Here is a 16,454-nt window from a genome sequence, read left to right as displayed (position 1 = left end):
AGGTTCATTGTTAAAAAAAGCCTATCCCAAACGATTAGGCTTTTTTATTTTTATTGGACAATTAAAGTTAATGAAATCAAAAATAAGCAATATTCCAAAAGCGGATACCGATGATATGATCAAGTCCGACCGAATACTGAAATCGGTTACACAATCAAAAGGGAGGATTCCGAATGTCAAGACTGAAAAGTTACGAAGGAATGAAGTTTTTATCATGTTTGAAGCACATTAAATTAGTCTCAATGGTACTTGTACTCGCGATGATCTTGTCCAGCATCAACGTGAGCGCCACGGAGCAGAAAGCGTTCGCAGATGCAAGGGTCATTACCGTTAAGCAAGACGGTACAGGTGATTTCAAGTTCATCAACGATGCAGCGCAAGCGGCTCAGCCCGGAGATACAGTATTGATTTATGGCGGCACGTATAGGGAAACGGTAGTGGCCCCGAGGGGAGGCAGCAACGAAAACACGAGAATTACCTATAAGGCTGCACCCGGGCAACAAGTTATCATAAAGGGCTCTGATTTGGCTCCAAGCTGGAGCTTTGACAATGCTAGCCAAACATGGATGAAGACTTTGCCGAATTCATATTTTGGCTCGTTTAATCCATTCGGCACACATTGGGCTAAGGGGAACTTGCCGGGGAGCACGCAATTGCGTACAGCTGGATCGGTGTATTTGAACGATAGTTTACTGACGGAGCGAGCCAGTTTAAGCGAAGTGCAGAATACTCCCCACACATGGATAGCCAAAGTAGACTCTGTCACTACAACGGTTTATGCAAATTTTGGAGTGGATCCAAACGCAAACACCGTAGAGCTGACCAAACGGAAGCAAGTGTTCACCGCTTCATGGAATACCGGATACATTACAGTTGACGGACTCACTATTATGCACGGTGCCGGAACAAAAGATATTGATTACTGGCGGCCTGCTGCCATTCCGATGGAAGGAGCGCTCAGTACAAACGGTGGGTATAACTGGATTATTCAGAATAGTGTTTTGAAGCATAACGGTGGAGTTGCATTGGATTTCGGCCTGGGTTCTGCTATGAATGAGGCCAAATATGGGACCCCGGCGAAATACGGCTACCATATTATTCGCAATAATATCATTAAGGATAACAATACGAACGGGGCATTTGCATATAAAGGGCCTTTTACGGAAGTCTACCACAACAAATTTATCAACAATAACGCCTTGAATACAGGATTGTTGTCAGAAGCTTATTTAAAAATCATCGACAACGGAACTGGCGCCAACATTCACGATAACTATTTCTATAGTAACCAGTCTTGGATGTCTTATCCTGTATGGTTGGATTCGGAAGTTCAGAACTATAAGTTCAGTCGGAACGTCATCGTCACTACCAACAAGGATAGCGTATTTTTTGATGAAGCAAACTATGGAAGTAATGTGATCGATGACAACGTTTTTATTGGTAGCGGGGTCAGCATTTTGGAATCACAAGGTACGTCGTTGGTCCACAATATGTTCATAGACTCGAATGTTTCGTTTAATGCCACACATTTCCCAGGATTCCCGGGCCTTCAGGTTCAAGGTGCAGATATCGACGGCTACCGGCATATGATGCTGTATCGCCCAGGTACGCTGGATCCGCTGGGAACGGTGGCAACTCGAACGAAGTACAACAAGGTGTTTAATAATATTTTTTACAATAAAGGGATGAGCACATCTCCGTCATTTATCGATGGCAGGCCATTCCTCGAGCCCGTAACTTTGGACGAGGCCACTACAAATCTTTGGGGCAATGAAGTGGATTATAACGTGAACTACAACGGCGCTGTAAAAATAGCCGATTATACGTTGCATTCCTATACGCCTGATACTCATAGCGCCGAAATTAGCGGAAATCCGGCATCTGCATCCTGCGATGAGAACAAGTGTACAATATCCTTTAGTGTAGATGCGGGAAATACCCCTACCAATCTCGGTGCACAGAAAATTACCGGAGCTTATCTCGGCAAAAATCATGTATTGGCGACTATGCCGGATTCGATCTTCAAATTACCTGACGGAAACAAGCCGGATGGGGTAACTCATAACGGACCTTCTCCGATTGACAATTATATAGAGGATGTGACAACAGATTTTTACGGCAACGTTAGAACCGGAAACACGGTAGCAGTAGGCCCGTTCCAGAATATACTGCCAGGTTCGAACACGCTGGTTGTCTGGTCCGGTGACGCAGCTTTGAAAGGGCTTACTTTGAGCGGGATTTCGTTGAATCAGACGATTAGCGGCGATGTCTACAGCTACCATGCCAGCGTGCCCCAATATGCTTCGTCTACGGTCATTTCTGCTACGTATGGAGACGGTGGAGCGGTTGCGACGATGACCTTCAACGGTACGCCTATCATCAATAATAGCCAAGTTGTCCTTAACATTGGAACCAACACACTTCAAATTCAAATTGAAGCCAGGGATGGAACGAAAAGCGAGTACAATGTTACGATACAACGAGCAAGCTCGAGTAGCTCCGGCAGTAGCAGAAGTCCTTCCAGCTCCGGCGGGACAACTGGACCTGAGCCAAGCACAACAACGAGTACGGACCCGGGGATCGTGTTCTCGATCGACGGTAAACAACAGGAATCGTTAGGCACCGCTATTAACTCAATGGACAACGGGCGAGCTTCCGTCAAAGTCAAGATGAATGATGCTCAAATCGATTCTTTTATCAAGAACGCAGGCGAAAAACCGAGTCTTAACGTGGCAGCTCAAAGTGCGGATCAAGTAACTGTAGAAATGAATGCTAGCAGTTGGAAAAGCCTCCAGAACAAACAGGCCGTGTTTATAGTTTCGACCAAAGACGCTAATTATACCTTGACTGCAGCTCAAATCAATCTTGAACGGCTTTCTCATCAGTTCAACTCAGCAGCGACGTTGACAAATATCAGCTTGCACATTACCGTTGCGAAAAGCCCGGGCGAAACTGCAAAAGTCTTGGATGGAATAAGCGCCAAAGAAAAGTTCCGTCTACTGACGACTCCAGTTGACTTTAACATTGCAGCTACTTACAACGGAAAAACAGTGCTGGTAGACACTTTTAACTCGTATGTTTTGCGTGAAATTGTTTTGCCGGAAGGTATAGACCCTGCTCAAATCTCCACCGGTGTGGCTGTTGATGCAGATCAAGCAGTTCGCCAGGTGCCTACGAATATCATCCGGAGAGACGGGAAACTTTATGCTAGACTGTATAGCCTTACTAACAGTACTTATGTGATCGTTTCCCATCCGGTACAGTTTGCTGACATGGAGTCTCACTGGGCCAAAAATGAAGTTAACGATTTAGCGTCACGTCTGATTGTAAACGGTATTGATAAAGCAGAATTCAAACCTGATCGACCTATCGCGCGCTCCGAATTTGCAGCGATCATCGTTAGAGCGCTTGGACTAAACGGTTCGTTATCCGTTTCTACATTCTCTGACGTATCATCGTCGGACTGGTTCAAGGATTCTGTGAATCAGGCTTATCAGTACGGAATCGTCTCAGGTTACCCAGACGGCTCTTTCGGCCCTACGGCGTCGGTGACCCGGGAAGAAGCGATGTCCATGATTGCTAGAGGGATGAAAGTAATTAATCCTGCTGCTAGTATGGATGGTTCTGAACAGGATGTGCTGCTTTCCTCGTTCGCCGATAAAGCTCTTGTAAGTGAGTGGGCGAAGAAGAATGTGGCCTTATTGGTTAAAAGCGGTCTGATTCAGGGGGAGGCCGACACTCTACAGCCCGGGCGCAGCATGACGCGTGCGGAAACGGCTGTAATCGTGAAACGGATGCTCATTCAGGCTGGGTTCGTCGGTACAACGCTGAATAACTAGTTATTGAAACCAAGGTAGAAATCGGCGTCCATAATTAACGGGTGCCTGCGATCATGCTTTTATCACAGATCGTTTTCGGACAGGACGGGCCTGCAAAAATAGTCCATGGTTCAAAAAAGTCCTATCGTCTGCACATTTGCATTGTCGAATTCGCTTGCAAATAACGAAGATCGAATCAAAAATAGCCAATTTACTTCGATTGCCGTGTACTGCTAAGATCAAAGCCAATAGGTCGCGGCGACTGACCTACTTAAAATGCTGTAAATGAAAAGGGAGGAACATTCATGTTTCAAAAGAAAACTAAAGGTTTGATCGCGGGAGCTATAGCTAGTTCCATGCTTATGCTTTCCGCATGCTCAACAGATGGAAACACCACGGCGGGATCGGCCAGTTCAAGTGCGGGAGCCAACAATTCCCAAGCTGCGGCAAAATCTTCAACTCCAGTAACACTGCAAGTGTGGATGCCGGTTAATATCCCGGAGCTGGACCCGGCCATCAAACAGATCGGTACGAACTTTGAGAAGACACACCCCAATATTAAGGTCGAAATTACGACCATTCCGTTTGCCGATTACTTCCAGAAGTTGTCGGTGGCATATGCCGGCGGCATTCAACCAGATGTGCACGGACTTGGCTTTGGCCAGCTCATTTCGACGGTGGATCAAGGGAACTATATGGATATGAACCCTTTGATTGAAAAAGACAATTGGTCTGGAAAAAGCGACTTCTTCCCTGACATTCTGAAGGCCGGACAATGGAACGGCGGCACATATGGCCTGCTTATTCCGGAAACGCGCCCACTGGTATGGAGAAAGGATTACTTCCAGGAAGCTGGGCTTGATCCGAACAAGCCGCCACAGACGTACGATGAACTGTTTGCATATGCGAAGAAGCTATCCAAGAAAGATAGCAGCGGCAAAGTCACGCGGTCCGGTTTGGACATCACCACCAGCACAGTCAATAACGCTAATTCTGAACAGCCCTACCTGAGCATGCTGTTGCTGAATGGTCTGAATTTTTATGATGATAAGGGCAATCCGACCTTTGATTCGCCTGAATCGGTTAAGGTGACTAACCAATTGACGGATTTGGTCAAAGATAAGGACGTTATGTTCCAAGCGGATTCAAATGTAACGGGTACGCTGTTCCAGAACAGTTTGGCCGCAATGGGCTTCCAGAGCTCATACAGTCTAGGTCAGCTGACTCAATCGATCGGCAATGATAAGATCGGTTTTGCACTCCCGCCGAAAGGGCCGACAGGAAAGCAAACGTCGCTCATGCTTGGAACTTTTATGACAATTGCCAAGAAGTCGGCGCACCCGCAGGAAGCTTGGGAGTTCATGAAATTCATGTTCTCTCCGGACGAATTTTTCCAATTTGCGAAAGCGACAGGTTACGTTCCTCCGCTGCAATCGCAGCAAGCTAAATTTGAAGGGCTTGGGGATGCCAATAAAGTCATTTTTGCTTCGATGAAGGATGCTGGTGGCTTCTTGCCTTCTTCCAATTGGAGCATCATTACGAAATATCTCCGGATCGGTTTGGAAGAGGCTTACTACGGCAAAAAAACACCAGAGCAAGCCATGAAGGATAACGCTAACAAGGCCCGTCAAGAAGTGTCCAAAAAGTAAAGGAATCATCGTGGAAAGTGGCCCCCTTGCGCATAAGCATTTTGCGGCCGAGGGGGCTTGATTATTTGGAAAGGGGGAAGAACGAATTGAATGCCGGATGGAGTCGAAGGCTCACACCTTATCTGTTGATATTACCGAATGTACTCATTTATTTTATTTTTATATTTGTTCCCCTTCTATGTGTGGTTTATTTAAGCTTTACCAGCTATAGCATGTTATCGCCAGGAAAGTGGATTGGTTTTTCTAATTATGTAAGGATGTTTAATGATAGTATTTTTATGGGGGCTGTAGTAAACACCATTGTATTTTGGCTCGTTACGGTCATTCCGCAAATGCTGATCGGTTTAGTGTTGGCAGTGCTTCTCAATTCAAAAATTCGGGGTATGGCTGTATTCCGAGCGGGTATTTATTTACCCAGCGTCATTTCGGGAGTGGCTGTTTCTATGACTTGGCTATATTTGTACGATAATCAGAACGGTCCGTTTAACGCGATACTAAAGTGGCTTCACTTTAGCGGTATTAATTGGCTCGGGGACACTCATTATTCGCTCATGTCCATCAGCATTCTTGGCATATGGGTAGGAACCGGGTATGCGATGATCATTTATTTGGCCGGTTTGCAATCGATTGACGCTCAACTTTACGAAGCGGCCAGCATCGACGGAGCGACTGGGCTGCGCAGCTTTCTTCGCATTACAGTACCGCTTTTAAACCCGATGACATTCTTTATCTTTGTCACCGCAACAATCCGTTCTTTCCAGGTATTTGATTACGTGTATATTATGACCAAAGGCGGTCCTCTGAATTCGACCAATACGATTGTTAATCAAATTGTCGATACATCTTTCGGACAGTACGAAATGGGCTATGCATCGGCTCTTTCCATTTTTTTGCTGGTTATTACCTTGGCTGTCACTTTGATTAACTACAGGGTTGGGACAAGGACACTCGAGTAACCACAGAAAAGGAGGAGAAGCATCGTGAAGCAAAACCATGTGTCCAAAGCTTGGTTGTATATCGTTTTGATTATAATTACTTTAATTAATTTAGTCCCTTTATTTATTATGATCTTTACTTCTTTTAAAGGTAATGCCGAGCTCGTTTCAGGCAAGCTTACTCTTTTTCCGCAAGAATGGCATCTTGATAACTATGTAAAAGCAATGCAAAAGGGAGACTGGGGGCTGTATTTTAAAAATTCTTTTATCGTCACTTTGGTTGCTACCGCAGGCAGTCTATTCTTTAATACGCTGGCGGGATATACATTTGCCAGAATCCGGTTCGCCGGAAGCTCAATCATCTTCATCTGCCTTCTAGTAGGGATGATGGTACCCGCACAGGCGATTGTTGTACCGCAATTTATTATTTTGAAAAATATTCCTTTCTTCGGACATAACGATATGTTTGGGCATGGCGGTACTGGGTGGTTGAATACGTATTGGGCTCTAATTGTACCGGCGCTATCAGGCTCGATCGGCATTTTTATGGCTCGGCAATTTTTTGTCGGCTTTCCCAAAGATCTAGATGAAGCGGGCTTTATGGACGGTAACGGGTATTTGGGCATGTATTTACGAATTTATTTGCCGCTTAGCGGACCTTTGATCGCCTCGCTTGGAATTTTAAAAATCGTATCCGTATGGAACGACTTCTTCGGTCCTCTGATTTTTACCAGTAAAGAGAATATGCGTACGATCCAACTGGCCTTGTCGGTGTTTAAAGGAGAATTTACGATTCAGTACAATTTGCTGATGGCTGCTACGGTGTTAATCTCGTTGCCGATGATTATTGCTTTCTTCGTGTTCCAGAAGCAATTCGTTGGAAGCATTGTATCGTCAGGCGTGAAAGGTTAGGTGAACAACTTGAAAGTGATAATGGTGATGTTTGACACGCTGAATCGGCATATGCTGCCACCTTATGGTTGTGACTGGGTCAAAGCTCCGAATTTTGTACGGCTTGCCGAGCGAACAGCCGTGTTCGAGAGAAGTTATATCGGGAGCATGCCCTGCATGCCAGCCCGGCGGGAGCTGCAAACCGGTCGTCACAATTTCCTGCACCGCAGCTGGGGACCTATGGAGCCTTTCGACGATTCGATGCCGGAACTGTTAAAGCAGAATGGCATTTATACGCATTTGGCCACCGATCACCAGCATTACTGGGAGGATGGAGGTGCCACATATCATACTCGCTATAGCTCTTATGAATTGACACGAGGGCAGGAGGGAGATCCGTGGAAGGGTGAGGTTCAAGATCCCGAGATCCCGGAGAGTCTGGGCGGGCATGAATTTATGCCCAATCTCGTTCGGCAGGATTGGATCAACCGCAAGTTCATGAGGGAAGAGAAAGATTTTCCGCAGGCCCGGACGTTTGCCTCAGGAATAGAGTTTATCCGTGCAAATGCCACTCAGGAAAACTGGTATTTGCAGTTGGAGACGTTCGACCCACATGAGCCATTTTATGCACCGCAGCGATTCCGCGATTTGTACCCGCATGATTACAAAGGGAAGCACTTCGATTGGCCGCCTTACGCTCCTGTGAGGGAAACTCGCGAGGAAGTGCAGCATGTTCGTTTCGAATATGCTGCACTGGTCAGTATGTGCGACCACTACTTGGGACAAGTATTGGATCTGATGGATGAGCTGGACTTATGGAAGGATACTATGCTGATCGTGAATACCGACCACGGCTTTTTGCTGGGCGAACATGACTGGTGGGCTAAATCGCATATGCCATATTACAACGAGATAGCCAATACACCGCTATTTATTTGGGATCCAAGAAGTGGCGTGCGTGGAGAGCGGCGCAAAAGTCTGGTTCAGATGATCGACATGGCGCCGACACTGCTTGACTTTTTCGGATTGAAAATCCCTGAAGATATGCAAGGGAAGCCGCTTCGGGACACGATCGCTTCGGATGTGCCGGTAAGGGAAGCCGCTTTATTCGGCATTCACGGTGGGCATGTAAACTGCACGGACGGTAGATACGTGTACATGCGGGCCCCGATTAGCACAGACAATCAGCCATTATATGAGTACACTCTGATGCCGACGCACATGCGAAGTCTATTTGCTCCAGATGAGTTGCAGCAAATAGAGCTGGCGGAGCCGTTTACGTTCACTAAGGGCGTCGCGACACTTCGAATTCCGGCCCGAAAGGCGCAGTCCACCCATCCATTCGGAACGATGTTGTTTGATATGGAGCAGGACCCACTCCAAGAGAAGCCGATTCGCGACACTGAGATTGAAGCAGCTATGGAACGAATGCTAATAGGCTTGATGCAGCAAAACGATGCGCCTCGGGAACAGTACGTAAGGTTAGGATTAGATGTATCAGTCGGGTAACAAGAATGTTATCAGGTTCAAACTATTATAAATATATTCATCAAATTTCGGACAGGCAATCACGTCAACTTTTGGTATTATGTTTTGGCGGCAACAATAGGGATGAATTGCCTGATACTACCGCGGTTTATCAAAACAAAGCAACCTCCGGTCAATGTAGACAGGAGGTTGCTTTATCACGTGGCCGTGGCAGGTCTGCTTTATATTAAATCTTTATGTACACAGAATCCAGGAGGACATGCAGAATGATAAGTGTGTTTACGGAAGCGCATTGCCTGCCGAACGGTAGATATCATACCACTCTTCGCGCGTCAGATTAACATCGCTTGCCTTACAGCAGTCCTTGAACCGGTCTGTATTCATCGTACCGATGATCGGTTGCATGTGCGCGGGGTGGCGCAAAAGCCATGCGATGGCGATGGTCGTGTTGCTAACTTCGTATTTCTCGGCAATTTTATCGATCTTCTGATTTAATTCCGTGAATTTGTCGCTTCCGAGGAAAACACCTTCAAAGAATCCGTATTGGGAAGGAGACCAGGGCTGAATGGTGATATCGTTCAGTCTGCAATAATCAAGCACACTGCCGTCCCGGTTAACCGCGGAGGCATTCTCCATATTTACATTAATCCCACTGGTGATCATGGTGGTGTTGGTGATGTTTAATTGCAGTTGGTTTGCCAAAAGCGGCTGCTTCACCGACTTCTTCAGCAACTGGATTTGCATCGGATTCTGATTGGAAACGCCGAAATGCCGCACTTTTCCCGAACTTTCAAGAAGATCGAAAGCCTCTGCTACCTTTTTAGGCTCTACCAACGCATCCGGACGATGCAGAAGCAGAATGTCGAGATAATCGGTTTTCAGCCGCTTCAGGATGCCGTCCACTGATTCCAAAATATGATCTTTGGAAAAGTCGAACATCCCCTTTCGAATGTCGCACTTGGATTGCAGGATGATCTTCTCACGAATATCATCGTTCATATGGATGGCATCCGCAAATATTTCCTCGCATGTTCCACCGCCATAAATATCCGGCATGGTCGAAGAAATTTGCACCTTCTTCCAGAGCTGTATGGACAAAGTGCTCGGCTTCGGATTTGTCCAGCGATTTAATACGCATGCAGCCGACTGCAACGACCGATACTTCTAATGTACGGCTTCAATAGTACAAAAAGATGAAGTCAGGAAGAGCGCGGTTTGCGAGGCGGGCTCCGAACTGAGAAAGCAGTTGTCGCAGAGTATCCTCTGTTATGGCTGCTTTGTCTGTTATGGCCGCGACCTCTAGCAGTTTCTGCTCAAGTATTAGGTTTTGCCCCTCCAACTTCTCCATCATGCCTAGCAGCGAAGCATTGGAAGTGCCACTCTCGACGATGTTGACGATGTTTGCGATCTGACGTTTGATGCCCTCAAGGTTCTTTGCCAGGCGTTCTTTCTCGCCGTTTACCTTGGACCATTAATCGCTTTCATTAGAATTAAAATGCGAAAAATTCTCATGTTATTTATGTTGACATACTTATAGTGTGTCCTATATTATTATTATTAACACCACTGGAGAATATAATGTGATCAATAACAATTCCAGATGGAATTTAAATGAATTTCGTTGATATTCCATGAAAATTTCCTGCATTTAATTCATTGAAGAAAAAATGGTGATTAATGTAATGAAAAAGCATGATCAAGACTTTATGAAGCAACAAAATAGGTTAACTGTTTTTGAAATCATTAAGCACAATCAACCTATTTCTCGTGCTTCTATAGCCAAGCAAACTGGAATGAGTCCTACTACGGTAAGTCGCATTGTCGGAGAACTGGCGGAACGAGGATATTTGTTGGAATCCGAACAAGTGTCCGTTGGACTTGGAAGAAGGTCTACGCTGCTCGAGATGGTTGATGCTTCTGTATTGTCAGTTGGAGTCGAGTTGGATCGCCACCAGATGATTGTCGGCATTGTTGATATTCAGGGTAATGTAGTATGCAGTGGCAAGTATCCAAGGTCTGCGGAAGAAAGCCCGGATGCTACACTAAAGCTAATTGGGGAAAAGATCAATCAGTTAACGCTTTTGCATGAAATCGATGGTAATCGAGTAATCGGAATCGGTGTGGGACTACCCGGGATTGTAGACAATGATGCGGGAGTTGTTGTCTTCTCAGTTCAACTTGGCTGGAAGAACGTACGTCTAGCTGAACGATTGAAGGAAATTACTGGTTATGAAGTGGTTGTTGATAATGAACTCAAAGTGAAAGCGCTTGCTGAGCATCTGAAGGGCGCTACTAAGGGATCTAGTCGGACTGCGTTGCTCGGCTTTGGTAATGGGGTAGGTTCTGCATTCATCTTTGAAGGCGAAATTTACCGAGGTAAAACGAATAGCGCAGGTGAAATCGGCCATACAACGGTAGATCCTAACGGGATGATGTGTGATTGCGGTAAAGCAGGTTGTCTGCAAACCTACATTAATATCAGCTCTCTATTGTCGGAAGCGAACAAAATACGGCCGATGCGCACCATTGAGGAGCTATTTGAAGCAAGGCGTGCAGGAGAACGTTGGGCGTGTTATTTGATCGAACGCGCTTTGATGTACATCGCCATTACAGTCAATAACGTAGTTTGCATGTACAACCCTGATAGTGTGATATTGAGCGTGGAGTTGGCAGACAAGTACCCGGAAGTTTACGAGGAGATTGAAGAACTCTGTATGTCGCGATTTGTTTGGGAGCCTCTGCGTGAGTCGTTTAGCATTTTTCGTTCGGAGCTGCAGGAACAAGGTGTCATGATTGGTTCGGGACTGTTATCTCAAATCAAGTTATTCGAATTAGAGTAAGGGATGCCTAATCCAATGCTGCTGTTTGGAAGAATTGTAGGGCAGACAGCTAAGCAATCAATTAGTAGAACAAGAAATTTTGTTTGCGGATTAGACGTAATGTAAGGTTCGCATAGGGGAGGCAATAATGATGGGATTCACAACATTGGTTAATGAATATCGTGGTGGCGTTTTAGAAAATGTACATTACGGAGCCATCAGTGTGGTAGATGAAAAGGGGACTATACTTTACTCAGCGGGGGATCCGGAGCATATGACGTTCCTGCGGTCAGCCGCGAAGCCATTCCAAGCCATTCCGGTCATGAAAAGAAAGATTGACAAGATCTACGGGCTGACTGGCCAAGAAACGGCGCTGTTTGCGGCTTCTCACCGTGGAGAGGCTTTCCACATTGATGCACTGGAATCTATTTTGCACAAAACAGGAATCCAGGAGGAAGGGCTTCACTGCTGCGCCACTTACCCGCTTAATGAAGACGCCAAGGCGGAGCGCCATCGGGCACATGAATCCAAGCGAAGAATATTCCACAACTGTTCAGGCAAGCACTCTGGATTAATCGCGCTTAGCAAACATATGGGGTGGGATGAGCATAGTTACTATGATCCTGAACATCCTGTGCAGCAAGAAATTGTGGAGACACTGGCTTACATGGCCGAAGTTTCCGCAAACTCTATTCCACTAGGAGTAGATGGCTGCGGCTTGCCAATCTTCGCACTTCCTTTAAATAAAATTGCTTATTCCTTTTTGAAGCTGGCATGTCCTGATCTCATCGAAGACACAGATACTCGGGATGCAGCAACCCGAATAGCCGTACTGATGAATGAGTTTCCTGATATGATAGCCGATACGAAATTCGTGTGCTCGGCGCTGCTTAAGGATGCCAATCTGGTAGCGAAGGGCGGGGCGAAAGGCGTATACGGAATTGGATTGAGAAAAGAAAGAATCGCTATTTCACTTAAAGTATCCGACGGTTCTGAGCAAGTATGGCCTTGTATTATTGCTTCCATATTAGAGAGCATTGGGTATAGCAATCGAGAAACGATAGACAGGCTATTAGCTTTGGCTCCGAATACCATCGTCAATGACGGCGGAACGGAAGTGGGAGAACGACGCGCAGTATTTGAACTTAAAGCTTAAGAACAAGAATAACCTCCAAGCCTGATTAAGACATACAGGATGATGAGAGATTATATTTAACATTATTTAGGAGGAGTGAACAAACATGAAAGCAAAAAAGAAAACATGGTCGATGCTCATGCTGCTGCTGATTGTTGCAGTTGTAACTGCGGGCTGCGGAGGAAATGCAGGTAACACGAATGAAGGGAAAGGCGAGGAAACCAAGGCGGTCTCTAAGAAGAATAAGGACGTCGTTGTTGCAATCAATGCCAACTTTATTACGCTTGACCCTCATAACTCGAGCGACACCCATTCAATTACTGGTGCAAGAACCATGTATGAAGGTCTGATGGGCTTTGATGAGAACATGAAGGTAGTGCCGGTTCTCGCGGCTTCCCATAAAATCAGCGAAGATGGACTTGTTTACACATTTACTCTGCATGAAAACATCAAATTTCACGATGGTTCGGACTTTAACGCTGAAGCGGTAAAAATTAATCTAGACCGCCTCCGCGATGAGAAAAACAATCTGAGATTGCGCAAAAGTTTTGCAAAAGTTACTAACGTAACAGCGCCTGATGCCAAGACGGTCGTAATTACACTTAGCGAACCCTATAACGCTTTCTTGAACAAAATGGCTATGGCTCTTATAATCAGCCCTAAAGCGTTGCAGGAACAAGGTGCTAATATTTCCAAGAACCCAGTAGGAACAGGCCCATACAAGTTCAAAGAATGGGTGCAAGGTGACCGTCTGGCTGTCGTAAAGAACCCGGATTACTGGCAGCAAGGGATTCCGAAAGTAGACAGCATTACATTTAAGCCTGTGCCTGAGAACGGTTCACGGATTGCTATGCTGAAGACAGGCGAGGCTGACTTTATTTATCCGATGCCTACCGAGCAAGTAGCCGAGGTTGAAGGACAGAAGGATATTGTTATCGAAAAGATCGATTCTACAATCGTGCGCTATATTACTTTGAACACAATGAAAAAACCGTACGATGATGTTAAAGTACGTCAAGCAATCAACTATGCAATCAATAAAGAGGCTTATATTAAAGTTGTAAAATCTGGTTTGGGTTCGAAGCTTGACTCTTCGATGTCTTCAAAAACTCAGTATTATTCCAAGCAAACGGGTTATGATTATGATCCGGAAAAAGCAAAGAAGCTGCTTGCTGAAGCAGGCTTGCCAACAGGTTTCACTGCTGAAATCTGGGGTGAGAACGACTCGGAAACCATGAAAGGCATGCAGTTTATCCAACAACAGTTAGCACTTGTTGGAATCAAGCTGGACGTGAAATCGATGGAAGGCGGTACGTTGTCTGAACAGATTAACTCCGCAAAAAAACCGGAAGAAGCTAAGATTCAAATGTGGTATGTGAGCTGGTCCCCATCTTCAGGAGATGCAGATGGTGCGACAAGAGGTCTGTTCAGCAGTGAAATGTTCCCTCCTGCTGGAGCGAATACAGCTTATTACAAGAACACCAATGTAGACAAATGGATTGCTGAAGCGAACAAGGCAACCGATCCGGCACAAGCTAAAACGGTCTACGCAGATATTCAGAAAGCAATATGGGCGGATGCTCCATGGGCATTCCTGGGTGTCGATCAAGTTATTTCAGGTAAAAGATCATATATTAGCGGCATTAAAGTAATGCCTGATGGTTCCATTACCGTCCGTGACGCAGAAGTGAAGTAATAAAGCAAACGAGGCCGTTTCTATATTTTGCTGAGAAACGGCCTCTACTATTTATGGAGTTGAAACTGAAGGGAGGCTCACGAGTTGGGAAAATACTTTTTACAAAGACTCCTCGGGGTTATTCCGTTGTTGTTCGTCGTATCGGTGCTGGTCTTCATGTTCATCCACTTAATTCCAGGCGATCCGGCTCGGCTTGTCGCCGGCAAAGACGCTACACTTGAAGAGATTAACGGCATTCGCGAGCAGCTCGGACTCAACCTGCCGCTGTGGCAGCAATATATCCACTATATGGGCAATCTGTTGCAAGGTAATCTGGGTCATTCACTAAGGTCTGGTCTACCGGTATCTGATATGCTGAAAAGCAGATTTATGCCTACTATCATATTAACCTTTGTAAGTATGGGGTGGGCGCTTGTTATGGGCCTACTGGTTGGCATCATCTCTGCGGTGAATAGAAACAAATGGCAGGATCGTGCAGGCATGCTAACTGCTATATCAGGTATTTCCGTTCCCGGGTTTTGGCTAGGTTTGGTGCTGATCCAAATATTTTCCGTCGAGCTGGGTTGGTTTCCAACTGGTGGGGTGGATTCTTGGAGCTCCTACGTGCTTCCTTCTATTACACTTGGAGCCGGTATCATGTCTATGCTTGCCAGGTACTCCCGCTCATCCATGCTGGAGACGATGCGGGAAGATTACATCCGTACTGGACGAGCTAAGGGACTTCGCGAATTCGTTGTTGTCGGTCGTCACGCACTAAGGAATTCTCTCATCCAAGTCGTAACCGTTGCGGGCTTGCAGTTCGGATTTCTGTTGGGCGGATCTGTTATGGTGGAAACGGTATTCAGTATACCGGGCCTAGGAAGATTGCTAGTCGATTCCATTGCATTCCGGGACTATACAGTCATTCAGGCGCTGCTGCTGATGTTTGCCACTCAATTTATACTCATTAATTTAATCGTCGATATGCTGTACGGTGTACTTAATCCGAAAATCCGGTATGCGTCGAAGTAGCCAATGCTTACGAAGATAGCTTTCCTGCGGAAAGCTCAGATTACGCTTGCGATGCAAGTTTTGCTAAAGCAAATCTCTTAGGAGGAGATATTATGAACGACAAATCGGCGAAAACTGGGAGTGGTTCTGCCGTTCCTGGAGAGACGCTTGCTTCTAATAGAAAAAAAAGCCCCACAGCTGGTTTTTTCAGCAAGTTTTGTAAACAGAGAATGTCACTTGCCGCTGGTATATTCATTGTAATACTAATCATCATTGCGCTATTTGGTCCTTATCTAACTCCGTATGATTCGAACGAGCCCGATTATGATGTGTTGATGTCTGGTCCTTCCATGGCCCATTGGGCGGGGACAGATGAATATGGCAGAGATATTCTAAGCCGCCTTATCGAGGGGACAAGACTGACCTTGGCAGTAAGCCTAAGCGCAGTTGGGATTGCAGCTTTTCTTGGAACCATTCTAGGCTTGTTGAGCGGTTTTTACGGCGGATGGCTGGATCGCCTTATTATGCGGAGCAGCGACGTACTGTTTTCATTTCCTGATCTCTTGCTTGCGATTGCAATCGTTGCAATTCTAGGTCCTGGTTTGATGAATGTGGTGATCGCGGTAGCCGTATTCGGCACTCCATCGTTCGCCAGGATTATCCGAAGCGTGACGTTGTCTGCAAAGGAGACGTTATTCGTCGAAGCAGCCCACTCGATGGGTGCGAAGAACAGACGAATTATCTGGAAGCATATCTTTCCAGAAACGGTGCCAAGCGTGATCGTGAACGTGACTATGAAAATTGGCGGCGCGATCCTGGCCGCTGCATCATTAAGCTTTCTCGGTATGGGTGCTACGCCAACCGATCCCGACTGGGGAGCCATGCTGAGCATGGGACGCGATTATTTGAGCATTGCACCCCATATTGTGTATTTTCCTGGTGCGGCTATCTTTTTGACTGTACTTGCTTTTAACCTTGTTGGGGACGGACTGCGTGATGCCCTTGATCCCAAGACGAAAAACTAAAGGGGGGA

At 46.0% G+C, this 16,454-nt stretch carries 11 protein-coding genes and 1 pseudogene; 10 read left to right on the top strand and 2 right to left on the bottom strand.

Features of this window, described 5'->3' with window-relative positions:
• Positions 1–173 precede the first annotated feature (173 nt).
• From GC093_RS11200 to GC093_RS11180, 5 genes are all read left to right on the top strand, one after another.
• Entirely contained in the window at positions 174–3,839 is a 3,666-nt protein-coding gene (locus GC093_RS11200) for an S-layer homology domain-containing protein (protein ID WP_171651940.1), read from the top strand.
• 284 nt (positions 3,840–4,123) lie between these two features.
• Positions 4,124–5,467: an ABC transporter substrate-binding protein gene (locus GC093_RS11195; RefSeq protein WP_171651939.1), complete on the top strand. Its 1,344-nt coding sequence runs from the start codon at positions 4,124–4,126 to the stop codon at positions 5,465–5,467.
• A 65-nt stretch (positions 5,468–5,532) separates the two neighbouring features.
• Positions 5,533–6,423 carry a carbohydrate ABC transporter permease gene (locus tag GC093_RS11190; protein WP_171651938.1) on the top strand — a complete coding sequence of 297 codons (891 nt, stop codon included), beginning with the start codon at positions 5,533–5,535 and terminating at the stop codon, positions 6,421–6,423.
• 24 nt (positions 6,424–6,447) lie between these two features.
• A complete protein-coding gene (locus GC093_RS11185; protein ID WP_171651937.1) occupies positions 6,448–7,314 on the top strand; it encodes a carbohydrate ABC transporter permease in 867 nt (288 codons plus the stop codon).
• A complete protein-coding gene (locus GC093_RS11180; protein WP_312886500.1) occupies positions 7,315–8,802 on the top strand; it encodes a sulfatase in 1,488 nt (495 codons plus the stop codon).
• A 258-nt stretch (positions 8,803–9,060) separates the two neighbouring features.
• Here GC093_RS11180 and GC093_RS11175 read toward each other — a convergent pair.
• Both GC093_RS11175 and GC093_RS11170 read right to left on the bottom strand, forming a co-directional pair.
• A pseudogene (locus GC093_RS11175) lies at positions 9,061–9,919 on the bottom strand (aldo/keto reductase).
• Positions 9,920–9,958: 39 nt separating this feature from the next.
• Complete coding sequence (locus GC093_RS11170) at positions 9,959–10,132, bottom strand: hypothetical protein (protein ID WP_171651936.1); 174 nt, start codon at positions 10,130–10,132, stop codon at positions 9,959–9,961.
• 355 nt (positions 10,133–10,487) lie between these two features.
• Between GC093_RS11170 and GC093_RS11165 the strand changes: the two genes are divergently transcribed.
• From GC093_RS11165 to GC093_RS11145, 5 genes are all read left to right on the top strand, one after another.
• Positions 10,488–11,621, top strand: coding sequence for an ROK family transcriptional regulator (locus GC093_RS11165; RefSeq protein ID WP_246314034.1), 1,134 nt, complete (start codon positions 10,488–10,490; stop codon positions 11,619–11,621).
• A gap of 130 nt (positions 11,622–11,751) precedes the next feature.
• Positions 11,752–12,756 (top strand): asparaginase, encoded by a 1,005-nt coding sequence (locus GC093_RS11160; protein WP_171651934.1) that lies wholly within the window; start codon positions 11,752–11,754, stop codon positions 12,754–12,756.
• 85 nt (positions 12,757–12,841) lie between these two features.
• The gene (locus GC093_RS11155; RefSeq protein WP_171651933.1) at positions 12,842–14,431 is read left to right on the top strand and encodes a glutathione ABC transporter substrate-binding protein; all 1,590 of its coding nucleotides are present in this window, start codon (positions 12,842–12,844) and stop codon (positions 14,429–14,431) included.
• Positions 14,432–14,515: 84 nt separating this feature from the next.
• The gene (locus GC093_RS11150; protein WP_171651932.1) at positions 14,516–15,442 is read left to right on the top strand and encodes an ABC transporter permease subunit; all 927 of its coding nucleotides are present in this window, start codon (positions 14,516–14,518) and stop codon (positions 15,440–15,442) included.
• A gap of 92 nt (positions 15,443–15,534) precedes the next feature.
• Positions 15,535–16,446 (top strand): ABC transporter permease, encoded by a 912-nt coding sequence (locus tag GC093_RS11145; RefSeq protein ID WP_171651931.1) that lies wholly within the window; start codon positions 15,535–15,537, stop codon positions 16,444–16,446.
• The last annotated feature ends 8 nt before the right edge of the window (positions 16,447–16,454 follow it).

This window comes from Paenibacillus foliorum (assembly GCF_013141765.1).
Lineage (GTDB): Bacteria > Bacillota > Bacilli > Paenibacillales > NBRC-103111 > Paenibacillus_S > Paenibacillus_S foliorum.
The sequence above is the reverse complement of the archived record's forward strand: the minus strand, read 5'-3'. Positions and strand labels throughout refer to the sequence as shown.

What these genes read in the sequence shown, in the direction of transcription:
- GC093_RS11200 (WP_171651940.1), top strand. Translation starts at nt 174, where the DNA reads ATGTCAAGACTGAAAAGTTACGAAGGAATGAAGTTTTTATCATGTTTG.
- GC093_RS11195 (WP_171651939.1), top strand. Translation starts at nt 4,124, where the DNA reads ATGTTTCAAAAGAAAACTAAAGGTTTGATCGCGGGAGCTATAGCTAGT.
- GC093_RS11170 (WP_171651936.1), bottom strand. Translation starts at nt 10,132, where the DNA reads ATGATGGAGAAGTTGGAGGGGCAAAACCTAATACTTGAGCAGAAACTG.
- GC093_RS11165 (WP_246314034.1), top strand. Translation starts at nt 10,488, where the DNA reads ATGAAGCAACAAAATAGGTTAACTGTTTTTGAAATCATTAAGCACAAT.
- GC093_RS11160 (WP_171651934.1), top strand. Translation starts at nt 11,752, where the DNA reads ATGGGATTCACAACATTGGTTAATGAATATCGTGGTGGCGTTTTAGAA.
- GC093_RS11155 (WP_171651933.1), top strand. Translation starts at nt 12,842, where the DNA reads ATGAAAGCAAAAAAGAAAACATGGTCGATGCTCATGCTGCTGCTGATT.
- GC093_RS11145 (WP_171651931.1), top strand. Translation starts at nt 15,535, where the DNA reads ATGAACGACAAATCGGCGAAAACTGGGAGTGGTTCTGCCGTTCCTGGA.